17 protein-coding genes are annotated in these 19,772 nt (G+C 45.8%); 8 read left to right on the forward strand and 9 right to left on the reverse strand.

Annotated elements, in window-relative coordinates:
* Window positions 1-55: 55 nt before the first annotated feature.
* From DW694_RS09425 to DW694_RS09435, 3 genes are all read left to right on the forward strand, one after another.
* Entirely contained in the window at window positions 56-1,264 is a 1,209-nt protein-coding gene (locus DW694_RS09425) for an aminotransferase class I/II-fold pyridoxal phosphate-dependent enzyme (protein ID WP_059086118.1), read from the forward strand.
* A gap of 104 nt (window positions 1,265-1,368) precedes the next feature.
* Window positions 1,369-2,727, forward strand: a complete 1,359-nt coding sequence (locus DW694_RS09430) for a M20 family metallopeptidase (protein ID WP_022426237.1) — start codon at window positions 1,369-1,371, stop codon at window positions 2,725-2,727.
* Between the two features lie 20 nt (window positions 2,728-2,747).
* Complete coding sequence (locus DW694_RS09435) at window positions 2,748-3,161, forward strand: C-GCAxxG-C-C family protein (protein ID WP_022426236.1); 414 nt, start codon at window positions 2,748-2,750, stop codon at window positions 3,159-3,161.
* 245 nt (window positions 3,162-3,406) lie between these two features.
* Here the strand turns inward: DW694_RS09435 and DW694_RS09440 are convergent, their stop codons facing one another.
* Window positions 3,407-5,524, reverse strand: a complete 2,118-nt coding sequence (locus tag DW694_RS09440; protein ID WP_118752893.1) for a glycoside hydrolase family 36 protein — start codon at window positions 5,522-5,524, stop codon at window positions 3,407-3,409.
* Between the two features lie 260 nt (window positions 5,525-5,784).
* Between DW694_RS09440 and DW694_RS09445 the strand changes: the two genes are divergently transcribed.
* Window positions 5,785-6,732, forward strand: a complete 948-nt coding sequence (locus DW694_RS09445) for an AraC family transcriptional regulator (RefSeq protein WP_118752894.1) — start codon at window positions 5,785-5,787, stop codon at window positions 6,730-6,732.
* A gap of 181 nt (window positions 6,733-6,913) precedes the next feature.
* On the opposite strand, the gene DW694_RS09450 is transcribed toward DW694_RS09445, so the two are convergent.
* From DW694_RS09450 to DW694_RS09460, 3 genes are all read right to left on the reverse strand, one after another.
* Window positions 6,914-8,989 (reverse strand): heavy metal translocating P-type ATPase, encoded by a 2,076-nt coding sequence (locus DW694_RS09450; protein ID WP_118752895.1) that lies wholly within the window; start codon window positions 8,987-8,989, stop codon window positions 6,914-6,916.
* 14 nt (window positions 8,990-9,003) lie between these two features.
* Window positions 9,004-9,336, reverse strand: coding sequence for a DUF6110 family protein (locus DW694_RS09455; RefSeq protein ID WP_118752896.1), 333 nt, complete (start codon window positions 9,334-9,336; stop codon window positions 9,004-9,006).
* Window positions 9,337-9,595: 259 nt separating this feature from the next.
* Window positions 9,596-10,054 carry a transcriptional repressor gene (locus DW694_RS09460; RefSeq protein WP_021651932.1) on the reverse strand — a complete coding sequence of 153 codons (459 nt, stop codon included), beginning with the start codon at window positions 10,052-10,054 and terminating at the stop codon, window positions 9,596-9,598.
* 331 nt (window positions 10,055-10,385) lie between these two features.
* On the opposite strand from DW694_RS09460, the gene ugpC reads away from it, so the two are divergent.
* On the forward strand, window positions 10,386-11,501 hold the full coding sequence (gene ugpC, locus DW694_RS09465; protein WP_015527387.1) for a sn-glycerol-3-phosphate ABC transporter ATP-binding protein UgpC: 1,116 nt from the start codon (window positions 10,386-10,388) through the stop codon (window positions 11,499-11,501).
* Window positions 11,502-11,605: 104 nt separating this feature from the next.
* Window positions 11,606-12,694: a helix-turn-helix domain-containing protein gene (locus DW694_RS09470; protein ID WP_021651931.1), complete on the forward strand. Its 1,089-nt coding sequence runs from the start codon at window positions 11,606-11,608 to the stop codon at window positions 12,692-12,694.
* An 84-nt stretch (window positions 12,695-12,778) separates the two neighbouring features.
* On the opposite strand, the gene DW694_RS09475 is transcribed toward DW694_RS09470, so the two are convergent.
* From DW694_RS09475 to modA, 3 genes are all read right to left on the reverse strand, one after another.
* On the reverse strand, window positions 12,779-13,828 hold the full coding sequence (locus DW694_RS09475; protein WP_021651930.1) for an ATP-binding cassette domain-containing protein: 1,050 nt from the start codon (window positions 13,826-13,828) through the stop codon (window positions 12,779-12,781).
* Complete coding sequence (gene modB, locus DW694_RS09480; protein WP_021651929.1) at window positions 13,828-14,523, reverse strand: molybdate ABC transporter permease subunit; 696 nt, start codon at window positions 14,521-14,523, stop codon at window positions 13,828-13,830. The genes DW694_RS09475 and modB overlap by 1 nt, the downstream gene beginning before the upstream one ends.
* Before the next feature lie 67 nt (window positions 14,524-14,590).
* Window positions 14,591-15,493 (reverse strand): molybdate ABC transporter substrate-binding protein, encoded by a 903-nt coding sequence (modA, locus tag DW694_RS09485; protein ID WP_118368932.1) that lies wholly within the window; start codon window positions 15,491-15,493, stop codon window positions 14,591-14,593.
* A 307-nt stretch (window positions 15,494-15,800) separates the two neighbouring features.
* On the opposite strand from modA, the gene DW694_RS09490 reads away from it, so the two are divergent.
* Window positions 15,801-16,013, forward strand: coding sequence for a TOBE domain-containing protein (locus DW694_RS09490; RefSeq protein ID WP_110102792.1), 213 nt, complete (start codon window positions 15,801-15,803; stop codon window positions 16,011-16,013).
* The gene (locus DW694_RS09495) at window positions 16,006-16,926 is read left to right on the forward strand and encodes a helix-turn-helix transcriptional regulator (protein WP_110102793.1); all 921 of its coding nucleotides are present in this window, start codon (window positions 16,006-16,008) and stop codon (window positions 16,924-16,926) included. Before DW694_RS09490 ends, DW694_RS09495 begins: the two co-directional genes overlap by 8 nt.
* Window positions 16,927-17,065: 139 nt before the next feature.
* Here DW694_RS09495 and DW694_RS09500 read toward each other — a convergent pair whose 3' ends face one another.
* Window positions 17,066-18,388, reverse strand: coding sequence for a serine hydrolase (locus DW694_RS09500; RefSeq protein ID WP_173722537.1), 1,323 nt, complete (start codon window positions 18,386-18,388; stop codon window positions 17,066-17,068).
* A 304-nt stretch (window positions 18,389-18,692) separates the two neighbouring features.
* Window positions 18,693-19,769, reverse strand: coding sequence for an acyltransferase (locus DW694_RS09505; RefSeq protein ID WP_118752898.1), 1,077 nt, complete (start codon window positions 19,767-19,769; stop codon window positions 18,693-18,695).
* Window positions 19,770-19,772: the final 3 nt, after the last annotated feature.

Here is a 19,772-nt window from a genome sequence, read left to right on the forward strand (position 1 = left end):
AATGAAACATAGAAGTTTATAACTTTTTATAAGTTTTCAGTAACGGAGCATTCATATGAAATACGACTTCACTTCCATCATTGACCGACATGGCAGAGATTCCATCGCAGTAGACGGCCTGAAGGGCGATGGTTTCTCTCCTGCCCCGCCGAAGGAGGGCTTCGATGCCATCCCGATGTGGGTAGCAGACATGAACTTTCCTACTGTACCTACCATACAGCAGGCGATCATCGAACGGGCCAGTCACCCGGCCTTCGGTTACTTCGAAGCCCCGCCGGAATATTATAAAGCCATCATCCGCTGGCAGGAAACACGCCACGGTGTCACCGGTCTGAAGCCCAGGCACATTGGCTACGAAAATGGCGTTCTGGGCGGAGTTATCAGTGCACTGAACTGCATCTGCTCCCGCGGTGATAACGTCCTGGTCCACAGCCCGACATACATAGGCTTCACCTCAAGCCTGAAAAACAACGGCTACGAGGCCGTACATTCTCCGCTGGTAAGGGATGAAAACGGCATATGGAGAATGGATTATGCAGACATGGAAAAACAACTCCGTGAAAAGAAGATCCACGCTGCCATTCTCTGCAATCCACACAATCCCTGCGGACGCGTGTGGGAACGCCGGGAGCTGGAAAAAGCCATGGAGCTGTACCGAAAATATGATGTCTACGTCATCTCAGACGAGATCTGGTCTGACCTCATCCTGAATGGCCATAAGCATATCCCCAGCCAGTCCGTCAGCGAAGATGCCCGCCAGCGTACAGCAGCCTTCTACGCTCCATCCAAAACCTTTAATCTGGCAGGACTTGTTGGCAGCTATCACATTGTATACAACAGCTGGTGGCGGGATCGTATTTTGAAGGAGTCCAGTCTGAGCCATTATAATATGATGAATGTTCTGTCCATGCACGCTCTGCTTGGCGCTTATCAGCCTGAAGGCTATGAATGGACCGATGAACTATGCGAAGTACTAAGCGGAAATGTAAGCTTTGCCTGTGATTACATTGACCGGCACTTTAAGGGTGTCAACGTTTCCAGACCGGAAGGCACCTACATGCTCTTTGCCGACTGCACCGACTGGTGTACTGCCCATGGCAAAACAATCGAAGATGTGGAAAAAGCCTGCTGGGATGTCGGCGTTGCCGTCCAGGACGGCAGGATGTTTTTCGGTCCCTGTCACCTAAGAATGAATCTGGCCTCACCCCGTTCCCGCATAGAAGAAGCCTTCCGCCGAATGGATCGGTACGTCTTCAACAGGTAAAAATCCACTCTGCCATTCATTACAATCTATGCTATAATAGAGCTCATAACATCAGCGTTCCATCCTGTCACTTTCCGGAACGCTGTAAACAGGAGGAAATCAATATGGATATTAAAGAGGAAATCCACGCATTATCAGAAGAAATGCTCACAAATCTTGGCAGACTGGTTGCCATTGACTCCCAGCTCGGTACCCCTTCCGAGGGAAAACCATTTGGTGAGGGTCCTGCAAAAGCCCTGGAAGAGGGACTGAAGATTGCCGAAGAACTTGGCTTTAAAACCGTAAACCTGGATAACTACTGCGGTTATGCCGAAATGGGTGAGGGCGATGAGATCGTCGGCATCGCCGGTCATCTGGATATCGTTCCTGTAGGCGGAGACTGGACCTACGATCCGTTCCGCCTTACCCGTGAAGACGATCATGTATACGGCCGCGGGACCACTGATGACAAAGGCCCTATCCTGGAAGCGCTCTATGCCATGAAGCTTCTCCGCGACCACGGCGTGAAGCTGAACAAAAGAGTCCGCCTGATCATGGGCTGCAACGAGGAAACAGGTTCCAAATGTATGGATCACTACAATCAGGTAGCAGAAGAGCTTTCCTGCGGTTTCACACCGGATGCCAGCTTCCCGTGTATCCACGGTGAAAAAGGTCAGCTTGCCATGATCGCCTGCTCCAAAAACACCCGGATTATCTCCATGAACGGCGGTTTTGTATCCAATGCAATGTGTGACACCTGTACAACCATTGTTCCCGATGAGGACGGTCTGAAGGAAAAGCTGGAATCCGCACTTTCCCGGACGAAGCTCCAGGAATATAAGGTAACCGAAGAAAATGGTGAGCTCACCATCTACGCCAAAGGTATTCCGGCTCATGCCAGCACTCCCCATCTCGGTGTCAATGCTGCAGGAGTAACCTTTGAATGTCTGGCAAAAGCAGGCTTTGAAGATGACTTTGTGGAATTCTATAACTCCCATATCGGCACTGCATGTGACGGCTCCGGCATTGGTCTGAAATTTGCAGATGAATACGGCGATCTGACGTTATGCAACGGAATCGTAAAAACAGAAAACGGTGTCATTTCCTGTACCATCGATATCCGTGTTCCGGTAACTCTTAATGAGACCGATATCCGCAAAATGTGCCAGGACAGACTGGAAGATAAAAACGGTCGTATTGAGATCATAAAGGTTGTTGCTCCGTTATTCTTCCCAAGAGAATCTCCGCTGGTAAATGCTCTTTACAAAGCTTACACAGATGTGACCGGCGATACCGAACACAAACCAATGGTCATCGGAGGCGGCACTTACGCAAAATCCCTCAAAAACATCATAGCCTTCGGACCTGAAAAAGAGGGAATTGACTACCGTATCCACGGAGCCGATGAATTTATCCTGGTCTCCGGCATGGAAGAAGCAGTACTGATCTATATGGAAGCGATCAAAAATATGCTTGCGATCTGAAATCAGGAGGATAAGAAATCATGAGTACAAAAGCTGAACACGCTACAAAATTACACGAGAATGGCTGTAACTGTGCACAGGCAGTTGCCTGTTCTTTCTGCCAGGAATTTGGCATCGATGAAAACGAGATGTTCCGTATTGCCGAGGGCTTCGGCCTTGGAATGGGTGTTATGGAAATGTGCGGTGCTCTTTCCGGTATGGCTATGATCATCGGACTTTCCAACAGCCGCGGAAATACCGAAGAAGGTTCCGGCTCCAAAGGTGACACTTACAAAAAGCTCCGCACCTATATCCAGAAATTCAAAGAAAAAAACGGTTCCTGTATCTGCCGTGAATTAAAAGGTGTAGAGACAGGCAAGGTTCTCTGCAGCTGCCCGCAGTGTATCACCGATGCGGTTGCTCTTACAGAAGAATATCTTGCGGAAAACAGATAATCTCATAAAATAAAACAGCAGAATTGTATATTCCCTGTAATCCCGGGACATACAGCTCTGCTGTTTTCTGTTTCTATTCGCTTTTCACTGTCAGATCCTTCACCCATCTGTATTTCTTATAATTCAGGTACACAGCTGGGATCTTTGCAACTTCATCCAGACTGATGAGCTTTCTGGTAAAAATGCCGGCGCTCTTTTATTTTTGCCCACGCCTCTTCGTCAAACTTACGGTCTTTCCTGATTTTCTATTTCATCTCGATCTTAAACAGTCTGGCCGCTTTTTCCTGTGGCATCTTCACTACAAGATTTCCATTTTCGATCTTATATCCGCACATCTCTTCCTTCGGATAGATCACGGATACTCTGCGGACCTGCTCTGCATTTTCCAGCGGGATCACTGCTTCTGTTGTTCCCGGTGTCCATACCGAAAGATAGGTATTCTTCTCTGCTTTCACTCCGTAAGCAAGAACTTCAGATTTCAGAGTTCCAAAACCAAGCGGGAAGAACGGCACGCCGTCACGGACTTCCTCACGGATCTCCTTATACAGGGAGATTCCCTCCTTCATACGGTTCATGGAATTTTCGCCCAGCTTCCATACCATACCGCTGATATATGGGCGGAGAAGCATACCATTTACTACATTGTAGATCACATGCTCTTCTTCATCCTCATACGGATATACCCACATACCACCCTGCTCCGGAGTTACCGCACTGGCTACATTGGCAGCGATATTGGCATTGTAGAGATAATCTGTCTGATCACTGGTAGACTGCAGGCTTAAGATCTTCAGCATACCATAATCCATACGCTGTCCGCCGGAACCGCAGTTCTCCACAACAAGCTCCGGATGATCCCGGAAGATTTCCTCATACCACTGGTGAAGACATTCATAATGCTCACGGATGGCATCTGCACAGCTGTCACTGTTCAGATCACTTCCATATCCCATGGTTACGTTATAGTCCACTTTAAAGTACTCTACACCGTAATCATTGATCAATCTGTCTACTACATCACGGCAATATTTCCGTACCTCCGGATTGCGGAAATCCAGCATATAGCGTTTATTGTCAATGTGGCGTTTTCCATGACGGCAGACAAACCAGTCATCCGGAAGCTTGTTTGCCAGCTCGCAGGCAACTCCCATAACCTCGATTTCCAGCCAGAGTCCCATTTTCAGGCCTTTACTGTGTACATAATCGCAGACTTCTTTCAGACCATTGGGGAATCTTCCGGATGCTTCTTTCCATTCCCCGACACGGTCCCACCAGAATCCGTCGTCATACCAGCCTGCATCCAGGCAGTAATATTCGCATCCGAGCTCTGCTGCCTTGTCAATGATGGAAAGCTCCCGCTCCGTTGTAGGGTCTCCCATCAGGCAATTCATGTAATCATTAAATACCACGTTCAGCTTCTCATCGTCCGTATTCGGTCTGCGTACTTTTCTCCGATATCTGGTCAGTGCCGCTGCTGCCGGATTCAGGCCACCTTTTACAACCGCTGCCCCTGCCGGAACGGTTGTAAAGCTTTCTCCCGGTTTCAGATTCTTATACCAGCCATGCTCCTGCTCTGTGGCGCCGCTTAAGGCAAGATACAGATTTCCGCCCTGTGCAGAGCCATATTCTGCCAGCCACTGTCCGGAGCTTTCAATCTGGAAAATATACGTCTCCCCTGTTTCTCTGTCCTCGGCAATTCCCATGGGAAGATACTCACAGGTAGACCAGGTGCCCTTTCCACTGTAACAATAACGGTTCAGGCCATATCCCTGATGATTGAAGCCATCTACGACCATTCCGTTTAAATTCAGCGTTTCTGCATCGTATTTCTGCCACTGTGCCTCACAGCACCAGCTGTTAAACGGCACATAGATATCTGTTTTTTTATAATAAGGCTTCTCGCCGCCTCTGGAAATTCCCTGATACATAAAAGAAGAAACATAGGTCAGCCCCTGATCCTCGCTTCCCTCGTTGATGATCTCTGTCCAGGTCTGTACTGTCGGCACTCCGTCAAACAGGCGCATATGATATACTGCCTTCAGCTTTTCCGGGGAAATCATTACGATCTCCAGCTCTTTTCCGCCGGCCTGTGCCTTCAGCTCATGGTTCTCATAAACAAAATCCACAGAGGACTGATTGATGTTGTTTTTGTAGGCATGCATGTTTAAGCTTCCTGTGCCGCTTCTGTGGATCTCAACAGCCGGATAACAGATATCATCCTTCGGCTCCATGACTGCTTTTTTTACTTCCTGTGAAGAAAAATCTGCCAGCTCTACCACGCCGTTTTCCCGGATACGAAACTGGATATCCAGGCCATTCTCATGTAATTCGATCATTTTCATGTTTTCATTTTTATAGCTCATAGAAAATACCCTCCGTTTTTCTGATTCTGATCACAGTATAATATCTGTTTTTTTATAAGGTGACAGGTATCATCCCCTGAATGTAAAAATGCAATATATTGTCGTATTTATTTTTGCGTGATATACTGTTTGCTGACAGTAAAGAGTACAGTCAGTCAGACATGTAGGGCGATTTAATCGAATATCTGCATCTGTCCGACTCGCAATTTACAGCTGAAATATTTACATTCCGCTTCGCAGTATACTCAGGAGGTTTTTTCATGCCAGATATTTTCCAGGACTCTTCCCGATATTTCCATATTTCTGCTTTTTATGCTCTCTCCCTGCCTTATTATCATATGGAGCATCACACACATTCCAGCTATGAGATCATGTATATCACCTCCGGTTCCTGCCGGGTTTTCTGTCTGGATGGCACACAGGACACGGAATTCCCACTGAAATCCGGGCAATTTATCTTTATCCGGCCGGATGTACCTCACAGGCTGGAGATTCCGGATGGTTTTCCCTGCTCGATCCTGAATCTGGAATTTTCCCTTACTCCCGAAAAAAGTCCGGTTGCTCTGGAGCTTCTCCTGAAAAAGGATCCCGGATTTTCCTGGTTCTGGAATTTTACGGAAGCCTCCCAGGGCTTTTGCTCCGGCGCGGATTCCCGCAGCTTCGGATACAGCCTGAAGGATCTGCTCACCTTTTTACAACAAAATTCCGGTCAGATACAAAAGGAAGAATTTCTCTTCTTTCTTCTTTTCAGCCGCATGCTTACAGAGCTTGCATTCTGCGCCCGCTCCAGCCGGAGCCCCCAGGGAATCGTCTATCTGAAAAAAGCGCTCCGCTATATTGACGAGCATTATCTGGAAGACATTGATATTCCTGCTATCTCCGCATATGCAGGGATCAACAAATCCTACCTGCAGGCGCTCTTTACAGAAAAAAACGGCTGCACCATCAATACCTATATCAACCGCAAGCGTATGGAACAGGCCGCCTTTCTTCTGTGCAACAGTACTCTGCACATTACGGATATTGCCTTTTCTTCCGGATACAACAGCCGGCAGCATTTTGCACATACCTTCGAAAAATTTTATCATATGAGCCCCTCCAGGTACCGAAGCCTTCATACCCGGCCTCTCCGTTCGGATACCCAAAAGAAACGCTATCATATGACTGACGGACTGATGTTGGAAAGCGAACCCTTTCCTCAGGAATAAAACTTACTTCATACACCTACACCTTCAGGCTGATACCTGCGATCCACGTCTGAGCAGCCTAAAAAAGCCGGCCAGGTACGAAGCTCTTATCTCTTCGATAACCTGGCCGGCTTTTTATATTTATTGTCAAGCGGATATTCGCAATCCTACAGGGGACTTACTTGATTCGGTTAAAAATTTTCTATGGAAGCAGATTCTGCATACTCTTCAGGCTGATCGCCAGTGTGGAGGTATTATGCAGAAGTGCGGATGAAGTCGGCTGCAGGATACCTGCAACGCCACAGGCGATAAGACCTGCGTTAAAGGTAATAATAAAACGGTAATTGCGTCTGATACGCTTCATCAGTGCATTGCTGATCTCTTTCAGAACAACCAGCTCCTGAAGATCATCTGCACCTACAGTAATATCTGCAATCTCCCGGGCAATTTCAGCACCATCACTGATGGCGATACCGACATTGGCTGCGGAAAGTGCCGGAGAATCATTGATTCCGTCACCTACCATGATAACCTTTCTTCCGGCTGCCTTTTCTTTTTCGATGAAGTTGGCCTTATCCTCCGGAAGTACCTCGGAATAATATTCGTCCACTCCCACACGTCTGGCAATGGCTGCTGCTGTACGCTCACTGTCCCCTGTCATCATAACGATCTTGGAAATCCCTGCCCCACGCAGTGCTTCTACAGAAGCTTTCGCCTCCTCACGAAGAGGATCTTCAATACAGATCACGGCTGCAAGGCGTCCGTCAATGGCAAGATACAGATGGGAATACTCTTCCGGAATATTGTCGAATTTCTCCTTGCCATCCTCCGGGATCAGACATTTCTCATCTTCAAATACAAAGTGATAGCTTCCGATCACGGCCTTATGGTCTTCGATCGTAGTGGAAATTCCATGCGCTACTACATATTCAACCTTTGAATGCATCTCCTCATGGGCCAGATGCTTCTTCCTGGCAGCACTGACAACAGCCTTGGCCATGGAGTGTGGGAAATGCTCTTCCATACATGCGGCGATACGCAGCATCTCCTCCGGATCATTGTTGTCAAAAGGAACCACATCCACAACGGTTGGCTTCGCCTTTGTCAGAGTTCCTGTCTTATCAAATACGATGGTATCTGCCTCAGCCATTGCTTCCAGATATTTACCGCCCTTAACTGTAGCCTTATGTGTACCGGCCTCACGGATCGCAGACAATACAGAGATCGGCATTGCAAGCTTAAGCGCGCAGGAGAAATCCACCATCAGGATCGCAAGGGCCTTGGTGGCATTTCTGGTAAGGAGATATGTAAGTGCTGTTCCTCCAAGAGTATAGGGAACCAGCTTATCTGCCAGATGCTCTGCCTTTCCCTCCAAAGAAGATTTCAGCTTCTCAGACTCCTCGATCATGGTAACGATCTTGTCATAGCGGCTGGAACCACCTACCGTCTTTACGCGGATGGTGATCTCACCTTCCTCCACAACAGTGCCTGCATAGGCAACGCTGCCCTCTTTCTTGCATACAGGTACAGACTCACCGGTAAGAGAAGCCTGGTTGACCATAGCCTCTCCATCTGTAACACTTCCGTCAAAAGGAATTACGGTACCCATACGTACAACAACCTCATCTCCCGGCTGGACCTCTCCGGACTCTACCAAGATCTCCTGATCCTCTTTCTTCAGCCATACCCTGCCAACATTCAGGGACATGGTTCTTGCAAGATCACCTACGGATTTCTTGTGCGTCCACTCTTCCAGGATCTCTCCAATCCCAAGCAGGAACATGATGGAGCCTGCAGTACCAAAGTCCTGACGTAATACAGACACTCCAATTGCAGTGGCATCCAGGACCGGCACCTCGATCTTACGGTGAAGAAGTGTATCGATTCCCTTCCAGATATATTTCAGGGAAGTAGCTGTTGTATAAATGGCATTCAGCGGATATGGCAGAAAAAGCCTTCTTCCGTAATGGCAGATCACCTTGGAGATCAGCTTCTCCTGATATTCTGCATTCAGTGCTCTCCCTGAGCTCTGCAGCACCTGTGAAGGAACCTCTACATCCTGATAATGAAATTCGCTGATACCACGGATAACCGCAGCTCTGCTGCCCCGATAATTTACAACTGCGTCACAGGTTCTCTCATATACCTTGGCAGAAACCACTCCATCAAGATTCTCGAGATAATACAACAGCGTATCTGCCTGCCCGTAGCTCATCCTCTTCTGAGCAAGATGGATACGAAGCCGGCCTCTTGTCTCATGTTTGATATAAAATTTCACGGAAAATCGCCTCTTTACTCAGCTGTCTCTTCTGCTGTCTCTTCTGCTGTTTCTTTGAATGCATCCTCATCTGCAGTTTCCTCTGCTTCTGTCTCAACATCCTCTACAGCCTCTTCAGCTGCTGTTCTTTCCTCATTGATCTCCTTAGCTTCAGCATAAATATCTTCAGCATTCTCCTGAAGATTCGTAGCTGTTTTCATGATGCAGTCCTTAGCTCTTAAAACGGCTGCTGTGCATCCTGTGTAAAGCTTCTTCGCATCCTTGCTTGTGAGGATCTTGATTCCTGCTGTACCGAAAAGAACGCCTGCTGCAAAAAGTCCTGATTTCTTGAATTTAAAGTCTGCCATAATAATTTCCTCCTGATATATGATTTTTATTTTTTTCTGATTCCCGGTGAGGATTTTTCATGTCCGCCCCGATATTTTCATTATTATAAAATGTCTGTAAAAAAAAGTCCAGTGTTTTTTGTGTGAATTCAACACAATTTGTTAAATTTTCAGTTATTTTTGCCTAACAGTTAATTTTTACTAATAGTTTAATCTATCTAATTCTTAGTCTGTACAAACCTCTTCTTTCCTATTATATTGTGCCATAGCTTTTCCATACTCACCCGACCTCATGAACAGGCAGCAGCGCCAGGGTACGGATATTCTGTTCACTGATCTCCCCGCAGGCCCGAAGTCCTGCAAGAATCACTTCATTAAGCTTCTGTCCGGACAGATGGCATATCGTATCATCATCCAGTTCTACTGTGCAGACGCCTTTTGTGCTGCATGCCACGCGATACATATTCTTTCGGCTGATAGCACCAATGGATTCCAGCGTATTGACCATACGGTATACTGTAGCTACACCGATCTTCGGATCCAGTGCGGAAGCCCTGTAATAGATTTCCTTACAACAGGAGCACTCTCCCTCCAGGATAATGTCCAGAAGAATCTTTCTCTGTCTGGTGATGCGGAGCCCCTTCTCCTTCAGTTTCTCTATAATAAGATCCCTCTGCATCTCTGTATGTCGGTAGCATCCTGTTTTTTTCTCTTCTGTTTCGGCTTCTGCAATATGCATTCTGATCCCTCCTTTATTGAGAAAACTTTTCTTTTATCTAATAAGTTAGTATACTCCAACTTAGGTTAGTTGTAAATAACTCATTTGAACTTTTTTACATATTGAGGATTCTGCCTGAATACCATATAATGTTTCGTGAACCTGTACATAGGAAACCGTCGTTTTGACAAAATGACGAAAAATCCCCTTTCGTTTTTTCGTCAGAATGACAAGAAACTGCCGGAAACTTTGTAAGATTCAGCTCTAGCCCTTTTCTCTCATTTTCGATATACTGTTAACCAGCAAAGGAAATTACGTAAAAACAATATATTAATTTTGGAGGGAAACAACAATGGCAAGTTTATCATTATCTCACATTAATAAAACTTATCCGAACGGCTTCCAGGCAGTTAAAGATTTCAACCTGGAGATTGAAGACAAAGAATTCATCATCTTCGTAGGACCATCCGGATGTGGAAAATCTACAACACTTCGTATGATCGCAGGTCTTGAGGAGATCAGCGGTGGTACACTTAAGATCGGTGACAAAGTCATGAACGATGTTGAGCCTAAGGACCGTGATATCGCAATGGTATTCCAGAACTACGCTCTGTATCCTCATATGACAGTTTATGATAACATGGCATTCGGACTTAAGCTTCGTAAAGTTCCGAAGGACCAGATTGACAAGGCTGTTCGTGAAGCAGCAAGAATCCTTGACCTTGACAAGCTTCTTGATCGTAAACCGAAGGCTCTTTCCGGTGGTCAGAGACAGCGAGTTGCTATGGGACGTGCTATCGTTCGTAATCCTAAGGTATTCCTTATGGATGAGCCTCTTTCCAACCTGGATGCTAAGCTTCGTGTACAGATGCGTATCGAGATCTCTAAGATCCATCAGAGACTTGGTGCTACCATCATCTATGTAACACATGACCAGACAGAGGCTATGACACTTGGTACCAGAATCGTTGTTATGAAAGACGGTGTTGTTCAGCAGGTTGATACACCACAGAACCTGTATCAGAAACCAGGCAACCTCTTCGTTGCAGGATTCATGGGATCTCCGCAGATGAACTTCCTTGATGCTGTTATCTCCGAGAAAGGCGGCAATGTAGTTGCTACGATCGGTGGTGAGCATGAGGTTATTGTTCCGGCAGCTAAGGCTAAAGTCCTGAAAGACAAAGGCTATGTTGGAAAGAAAGTTGTTCTTGGTATCCGTCCTGAGGATATCCATGATTCTCAGATGTTCCTTGAGACATCTCCAAGCAAACCAATGAACTCCGTAGTTAAAGTTTACGAGCTTCTTGGTGCTGAAGTATTCCTGTACTTCGATGTTGACGGAACTCAGGTTACAGCACGAGTTGATCCTCGTACAACAGCTAAGACCGGTGATCCGATCAGATTTGCATTCGATATGGAGAAAGCTCACTTCTTCGACAAAGAGACAGAGCTTACTATCACAAACTAATTCTCGTCGAATCATAAAAACAGAATGTAACCCCGGGGGATATGATTTCCCGGGGTTTCTTTTTATTTCACTAGTTTTATTTCACATCAGAAAGGACGCTTTTTATGAAAATACAGCAAACAATTCAAAAATGTCTGGATGACTGGAACCGGATCAGCGGTCTTGATTTCTGTATTCTGGATGAAAATGACCAGATATACATTTCCACAGGGGACCGCCGACTTCCTTCTTCTGAAAAGCTTGCTCAGTTTCGGGAGGATCCTGCCTTATGCATCTCCAACCGCAGCTGCAGTCTGTACAAGCTGAACAACATACCTCAGAGCAATATGCTTCTGATCGTATGGGGCTCCGGAGAGCAGGCTTCTACCATCGGAGAGCTTGCTGTCTGCCAGGTAGAAAGTCTCCTCACTGCCTATACGGAAAAAACAGACAAGAACTCCTTTATGCAGAATCTTCTCCTGGACCGCTATTCCCAGGTAGAAGCTTTTAACAAGGCTGCCCGTCTTCATATCACACCTTCTGCCCGCCGTGCGGTATTTCTTGTGGAAACCAAGCAGCACAAGGACGAAAATGCCCTGGCTACCATCCGCAACATCTTTTCTGCCCGCACACGGGATTTTATCACTGCACTGGATGATTCCGGCATCATCGTAGTACGTGAGCTTCAGAGCACCGAAAGCTACGAAGAACTGGAGGGTATCGCCTGCATGCTGGTGGATATGCTCAATACAGAGGCCATGACCTCTGCCTGGGTTTCCTACAGCAATGTTGCAGATGATATCATGGAGCTTTCCGATGCCTACAAGGAAGCCCGCACTGCTCTGGAGGTCGGCAAGATCTTTTATGCTGACAAAAACGTTTTCGGTTACAACCGTCTGGGCATCGGACGTCTGATCTATCAGCTTCCCACTCAGGTTTGCAACATGTTTGTAGGCGAGATCTTCGGAGAAGAATCCCTGGAATCTATTGACGACGAAACCCTCAATATCATCCGGACCTTCTTTGAAAATAACCTGAACCTTTCTGAAACCTCCAGACAGCTCTATGTGCACCGGAATACTCTGGTGTACCGTTTTGAAAAGCTACAGAAGCGTTTTGGCCTGGATATCCGTACCTTTGAGGATGCACTGGCCTTCAAGCTTGCCATGATGGTGTCCGATTACATTACCTATTCCGGAAATCATGGAAAATAGATTCTGCTCGTAAAAATCCATCCAAAATGCAGGAACACAAAAAATCCCCGGAAACAGCAGATAATGTCTGTTTCCGGGGGTTCTTTATTTCAGCAGCATCAGATGCTCCGATGGAAAATACAGATATTCCGGAAGATCTTTGTCCGGATCCTCCGTAAAGCTGTTTTTGGGACGCATCCACCATAATCCGGCAGCATTCTCTTCCGCTTTGTTTCGGATCATATACTGATGTTCAAATGTAGTTTCTATGTATTGGTCTACCTGCACTGCCATACAGTTCTCACCCGGCTCTGATTCCGGGCGGATCCAGTGGCCACGGATCCCTACATGGGTAATATCCTCATCTACATTTTCTTCGGTATGGAGCTTCATTTTCCAGTCCGCCGCATAGATCTCGTGAGGTCCCAGCCTCTCCGCTCTGGAAAAATTCTTACAGCCGGTAAGCTTTGCTGCCTCCAGAAGTCCCGGTCTCTCAAACAGCTGCTTTGTCTCCCCTGTCACAAGGATTCTGCCTTCATGTACAATGGAAAGCTCCCTGCAGAATTTATAGGCCTCATCTCTGCTGTGTGTCACAAGGATCATATCTCCCGGATAGTCCTTGAGGAAATCCTGCATCTCCCGCTGGAGCACATCCTTCAGGTAACCGTCCAGTGCGGAAAACGGCTCATCCAGAAGAATAGCTTCCGGCTCTCCAATCATCATTCTGGCCAGTGCCACTCTCTGCTGCTGTCCGCCGGAAAGCTGTGAGGGCAGGCGCTTCTCCAACCCCTCCAGATGATATCGCCGGATCAGATCTGCCACTTTTTCTCTGGCGGAGGATTTTTCCCCACGATAACCGCAGCGGATGTTCTGTTCCACTGTCATGGTTGGGAACAGCGCATAATTCTGAAACAGATATCCGATCCGTCGCTTCTGCGGTTTCAAATTGATCCCTTTTTCAGAATCAAACACTGTTTTTCCATTGATAACGATCCTTCCCTTATCCGGTGTTTCGATCCCTGCAATACAGCGTAAGGTCATGCTTTTTCCGCTGCCGGAAGCACCAAGAAGCCCAATGGCTGCCGAACTGCCTTCAAAATCTACCTTCAGGGAAAAATCACGGAAGTTTTTTTCGATATTTACTTTGACTGCCATCAGATCCACCTTCTTGTTTTCATTCCTCTTCCGGATACGATATTGATCAGCGCTACGATCACAAAGGAGATCAGCACGATCACAACGACCCAGAAGCCTGCAGTTCCGTAATTTCCGGCTGCTGTCTCTGATGCAATGGCAACAGAAACTGTTCTGGTTTTTCCAAGGATATTTCCGGCAAGCATAGAGGTTGCGCCATATTCTCCGATCGCGCGTGCAAATGCCAGCACTGTTCCGGATGCGATCCCCGGTCCTGCCGCCGGCATGACTACCCGCCAGAAGATCCGGCTGTCGCTCATCCCCAGAGTCTGACCTGCATGGATAAGATTTATATCCACCTGTTCAAAAGCAGCCCGTGCATTGCGGTACATCAGCGGAAATGCAATCACTGCCGCTGCGACCACACAGCCCTTCCAGGTCTGCACGATCTTAATATCAAAATTATCCAGAAGAAAGCTTCCGAAGGGCCTTTTCAGGCTGAAGATCAGTAGCAGAAAAAATCCAGCCACTGTAGGAGGAAGTACCAGCGGAAGAGTAAGGATCCCGTCCAGTACTGCTCTGGCTCCCGGCTTCAGCTTCATGATCTTCCGGGCGCAAAATATTCCCAGAAAAAAAGCGATCACTGTGGCTGCCAGACCTGTTTTTAAGGAAATCCACAGAGGACTCCAGTTTATTTCTCTCAAAAATTCTGTCATATTTCATTCCTGTGCCGGCATTTACTGTGTTTCAATATTTACTGCCTGCCGGTTTTCTACACCATACTCATTTGGATGTGCTGTCTGCGGAAGCTGTGCTGTCCTCAGCCTCCGTGTTGTCTGCAGAAGCTTCTGTGGCATCCTCGGAATCCTCAGCCTCATATGCTGTAAATCCATAGTCCTCAAATACCTTGATTGCTGCGTCAGACTCCACATAATCAAGAAAAGCCTCTGCTGCCCTGGTATCGTCTTCCGATGCTTCCTTGTCCTCGATAAGTCCCACAGGATAAAGAACCGGCGTCTTAAGGCTGTCTGCCGGCGCCTCTGCGATGATATCTACTTTATCAGTAACAGACGCAGCATCTGTCGCATATACAACACCAACCTCATTACTTCCTTCACTGACTGCTGCAAGTACATCCGTTACATTCTTGCACTCGTTGATCTCCATTTTGTTTACATCGTCCATGATTCCAAGATTGTTAAAGATCTCACGGGCGTACTGTCCCACCGGAACATCCTCTCCTGCAAGCGCCATATTCTCAGCGTCTGTGATATTCTCGAATCCTGTTACCTTTGTCTCTCCGTCCTTTGGTCTGATCAGAACGACTTTGTTCTCAAGAAGATCCTTAACGGTGTCTTCCTTTGTCAGTTTTTCCTCTGTGAGGGCATCCATCTGTTTATCTGCTGCTGAAAAGAAAAGATCACAGCGTGCACCTTCCTCGATCTGTGTCTGCAGTGTACCTGAGCTGTCTGCACTGTAATAGATCGTTACATTCGGATAAAGCTCATTGAAATCCTTCTGGATCTCCTCCATGGAATTGCTGAGGCTGGCAGCAATAAATGCATAAACCTCTCCCTTCAGGTTCTCATCACCTTTCACTTCTGTGTCCGCCGCAAAAACAGTTCCGGTCATAAGGCCTGTTGTTAAAATTCCCGCGGTAAGGGCTGCTAAGATTTTTTTCTTCATCTTTTGTTTCTCTCCTTTTCCGTTTCGTTCAGTTTTGTTTAGTTTTGAATGGTTTTGTTTAATTTTACCGAAAGAAAAGTTTCTTGTCAAGCTATAAGGCATTGCTGTTTTTCTCTACAAGTGCTATCATAAATACATAGTTGACAAGCCAGGCGGATGTTCACGATCCGCTTCGTTTCTTATCATGAGTGGCTTACAGCACTCCTGATACAGACAAATCCCACACAAGGTTCATTGCTCTGCACAACGGAAGCAGAGAACTTGCCTGATCCGGTTCATTCAATATTCAAGAAAAGGAGAATTACTTATGAAACTCAGTGCACGTAATCAGTTAAAAGGAAAAATCATCAACATCAACCAGGGAGCTGTAAATTCCATCGTTTCCATCGATATCGGTGGTGGAAATATCATCACTGCTACCATCTCCTGTGCGGCGGTGAAAGAACTTGGACTGAAAGTAGGCTCTGATGCTTACGCAGTTATTAAGGCAACCAATGTTATGGTAGGTATCGATGAATAAAGTCTACACAGCACAGGAAGTTGCAGATAAACTAAAGATCAAAAAATCCACAGTATATGACCTGATCAAACGCGGAGAGCTTTCCTCCTCCAAAGTCGGCAAACAGCTGCGGGTCAGCGAGGAACAGCTGTCTCAGTATCTTAAGGGTTCGGAATGTTCTGCGTCTTCTGCTCAGTCTTATGATCACCAGCCGGAGAGTTCTCTTTTGAAAAGGGATTATCTTCTGCATTCCAGTGGACTGATCATCAGCGGACAGGCTTCTCCGGCTCTGGATCTTCTCCTGAATCAGCTTCCCACACACCCGGACAATCTGCCTGTTCTGCAGTCTCACATGAATACCTACAACGGACTGTATTCTCTCTATTTTGAAAAAGTCCACATTGCCTGTGCATCCGCCTCACCGGAAGATATCCATAGCCTTATACCCGGTATCCCACTGACTGTGATCTCTCTGTGTCAATATCCCGTCGGCTTCTATGTAAAAAAAGAAAATCCCAAAAATATCCGGGGATTTTCTGATCTTACACGGGCAGATATTATTTTTGTGAACCGCGAAAAAGGAAGCAGCCGTCGCATCCTTCTTGACCGTACACTTCTGTCTTCCGAAATTTCACCGGATTCCATATCCGGATATCGAAATGAGCTTGTTACCGATCACTCCACGGCTGCTGCAGTGGCTGGCGGACAGGCAGACATAGCTCTTGGCGAGGCCTGTGTAGCGAGAAACTTTCCGGAGCTGGATTTTCTTCCTGTTTGCCAGGAATCACTCTTCCTGGTTATGCAGACCAAAAATCTGAGCACCCCCGGCTTTCAGGCCGTAGCGGAAACCATTGCATCCGAACCTTTCCGCCGGTTTTTAGCTCTTCAAACCGGATACGATACTACTAACACCGGAAATATCCGGCATATTTAGGGCTAAGAAAAACGCTTATGTAAAAAATTCTTCCACAACCATTTCTTTGATAATACAAAATCAGCCAGCACGTCAATGATCACTCCTTATTTTTGCCCAATTAAGGAAGTTTCTTGATCCTATGACTGCTGGCTGATCTTTATTTATTCAGATATTGATATACTCTTGAAGAAATCGAACGAATTCCGTACAGTAAATGATCTTCGGAAGCGCCTTCTGAAAATATACATAATACATAATTTGTTTTCTTTCCATAGACGATTGCCATATCATGCTGAACTGAGCTTGTCTCACCAGTTTTGTTCGCGCATACTATACCTGTCGGAAGACCTGATGGAATTTTGTATCGTTTCGTCTGATGCAGTAAAAGATTTAGCATTTCTCTGGAATACTGTTGAGAAACACACTGACCTCGATAGATTTTTTCTAAGAGTATCCCACAATCTTTTGCAGATGCCGTGTTACGCCAGCCATCACTGCTCCAGGCAGAAGAAGACGGATGCAGGGAACTGTGACAACCGGTATTTTTGTAACCGTTCTTTCGAAGATATTGGTTCACTACAGCCGTTCCTCCTACAAAGCTTCCGCCTCCCTGACGCCTTACCAGTTCATTATAACATTCATTATCACTGACGGTGATCATATCCCACAGCAAGCTGTACACACCGGAGCTGTATTGCATTTTTCCCTGACGGATCTGATCATAGACCGACGCCATCACAAATGCCTTGATCGTACTTGCCGGATACATTTCCCGATCATTTATGTTTACAACATTTCCTGTTTTCAGATCTTTTATATAAACAGACCAGTCTCCACCGTAGGCAGAAACAAAGCTCTCCAATTCCGATTTAAATGCACTTAGAGCATACTCTGATCTTGTACTTTTTCTTCCCTGCCAGTCCACATACTGACCATCCGGTGTTTTCATATTTTTCGCAATGGTTCCGTTCGATTTCAGGTAATAACCATCTTTCCACCGGTTCACCAGCATTTTTCCATTTTGGTCTACATAATATTGCTGGCCCTCACAGGTTACCCACCCTGCCTTCTGCACCATTCTTCCGTTATCATTGCCAAAATAATAAATTCCGTTAAACTTTTTTCCCTGAACTGTTTTGTTCACTTTATGAAAAGACGGACACATGCAGATTCTTCCGGTTCCATAGAAATAATAATAACCACCTTTAAAATTACGCCCACCGAATCTTCTCTGTCTTATATAGCGTACTGTTCCACGATCAGCCAGTTTTCCGTACGCTTCCACATAATAAATGCCTGCGATAATTTTTTTGCCCCGTACCTTCTGTTCAGCTATGTTTACAAAGCCACGCTCTCCCTTTGAAATTCTTCCATTGGAGTCTGTGATGTGGTATTTATCAAAGCGGACACCAGAAACTGTCTTTTTATCGAAATAATAAACGGATTGCTTTCTCAAAAGTTTTCCGTTTTTATCAAACATATAAAATCCTGTTTTTAAAAACTCTGTCTTTGGGATTGACAAATAACGTAATCCGGTAAGTTTTCGCTTATTAGAATCTTTCAAATACCAGTTCCCGCCAGATTTCTGAAGATAATTTCCACTGTTATCCCAAAATCGTACCGTTCTTTCAGCAGCCTCGACCTTTATCTCTGTACTTCTGGCACCAATAATACATCCAAAAACCACTACTAATATCAACCAATATATACAAACTGTTTTTTTTGCTTTCATACTTTAACAAGACCTGCCACAGACGATGGCAGGTCTTTCTCCTTTATCTTTATTATCCTATTTTCACACAGATGTTCTGGATCAGGCGGTTGTATCCGCTTACCTTTTTCAGCCATTCCAGCGCTATGGACACTGCCAGTGAAGCCAGCAGAAGCGTCAGTGTATTGGTCAGAAAATATCCACTCACATACACAAAAGAAGATTTTCTTATAAATGTATGTATCAGAAATATATTCATGGAATGTTTTCCGAGGAACAATAAAATCTGTCGCACTCCCGGAATGACATTAATAAATTCGCAGCAAAATGCCATAAATACAATTGGATACACACCCCAGTGGATCTCACTGTATACCGTCAGCGGCAAAGTTCTGTACGCTTTATACAAAATAAACACCGCAAGAAGCTCCAGAAGAAATTTGAAAACATGCTTCATTCCAGCATTCCATATCTTAAACCATCGGTTAAACAGATCATACTTGGCTACACACATTCCCATGAGAAATACCGGTAAAAATGCATAAATACCCGTAATTCCCATAACCTCCAGGGAAATTATCCGTGGAAATGCTGCAACAGCCACAAGAATAAATACCAGATATTCTTCCTTTATCATAAACAGTGGCACGCAGATGATAAAAATGATCGCCGCACTCATATACCACCAGGTTCCGTTCAGAGTCGAAGTTCCGAAAAGTTTCGCCAGACCAAAAAAATCCAGCACCATTGCGCTAACACCTTTGGCAATATTTCCGTTTCCGAAATATCTGGCCACGGCATAGCCGTTATAAAGCTGTGAGCTCACAACAGAAAGCCCCCATATAATCCAGAACCCTCCCATTGTTTTTATCAGTCTTTTGGCTGTCCACTTGCCAGGTGTAGAATTATTTTTTCTGTAACTGAGATACAGTCCGTATCCGGAAATAAATGCATAGATCGGTACACAGATCTTAAATGTTCTGCACAGATACATGATCCGATCTGCTGAAAACGGAGTGAAAACAACATTCAGCCCCTCAAATCTATCTTGACTCAGATACATATGATGGAACAGCATTATAACAATGGCAATGCCCTTCATCACCTGAGAATTATATTTATCAAACTTTATTGCCTGCTTTCCTTCCAAAAT

The organism is Ruminococcus sp. AM26-12LB (assembly GCF_003480785.1).
GTDB classification, from domain to species: Bacteria; Bacillota; Clostridia; order Lachnospirales; family Lachnospiraceae; genus Blautia_A; species Blautia_A fusiformis.

Bases quoted from the DNA above. Each gene is read 5' to 3' on its own strand.
- DW694_RS09430 (WP_022426237.1), top strand. From the start codon at position 1,369: ATGGATATTAAAGAGGAAATCCACGCATTATCAGAAGAAATGCTCACA.
- DW694_RS09435 (WP_022426236.1), top strand. From the start codon at position 2,748: ATGAGTACAAAAGCTGAACACGCTACAAAATTACACGAGAATGGCTGT.
- DW694_RS09475 (WP_021651930.1), bottom strand. From the start codon at position 13,828: ATGGCAGTCAAAGTAAATATCGAAAAAAACTTCCGTGATTTTTCCCTG.
- DW694_RS09490 (WP_110102792.1), top strand. From the start codon at position 15,801: ATGAAACTCAGTGCACGTAATCAGTTAAAAGGAAAAATCATCAACATC.
- DW694_RS09500 (WP_173722537.1), bottom strand. From the start codon at position 18,388: ATGTTTGATAAAAACGGAAAACTTTTGAGAAAGCAATCCGTTTATTAT.
- DW694_RS09445 (WP_118752894.1), top strand. From the start codon at position 5,785: ATGCCAGATATTTTCCAGGACTCTTCCCGATATTTCCATATTTCTGCT.
- DW694_RS09425 (WP_059086118.1), top strand. From the start codon at position 56: ATGAAATACGACTTCACTTCCATCATTGACCGACATGGCAGAGATTCC.
- DW694_RS09460 (WP_021651932.1), bottom strand. From the start codon at position 10,054: ATGCATATTGCAGAAGCCGAAACAGAAGAGAAAAAAACAGGATGCTAC.
- ugpC (WP_015527387.1), top strand. From the start codon at position 10,386: ATGGCAAGTTTATCATTATCTCACATTAATAAAACTTATCCGAACGGC.
- DW694_RS09440 (WP_118752893.1), bottom strand. From the start codon at position 5,524: ATGAGCTATAAAAATGAAAACATGAAAATGATCGAATTACATGAGAAT.
- modA (WP_118368932.1), bottom strand. From the start codon at position 15,493: ATGAAGAAAAAAATCTTAGCAGCCCTTACCGCGGGAATTTTAACAACA.
- DW694_RS09495 (WP_110102793.1), top strand. From the start codon at position 16,006: ATGAATAAAGTCTACACAGCACAGGAAGTTGCAGATAAACTAAAGATC.
- modB (WP_021651929.1), bottom strand. From the start codon at position 14,523: ATGACAGAATTTTTGAGAGAAATAAACTGGAGTCCTCTGTGGATTTCC.
- DW694_RS09470 (WP_021651931.1), top strand. From the start codon at position 11,606: ATGAAAATACAGCAAACAATTCAAAAATGTCTGGATGACTGGAACCGG.
- DW694_RS09455 (WP_118752896.1), bottom strand. From the start codon at position 9,336: ATGGCAGACTTTAAATTCAAGAAATCAGGACTTTTTGCAGCAGGCGTT.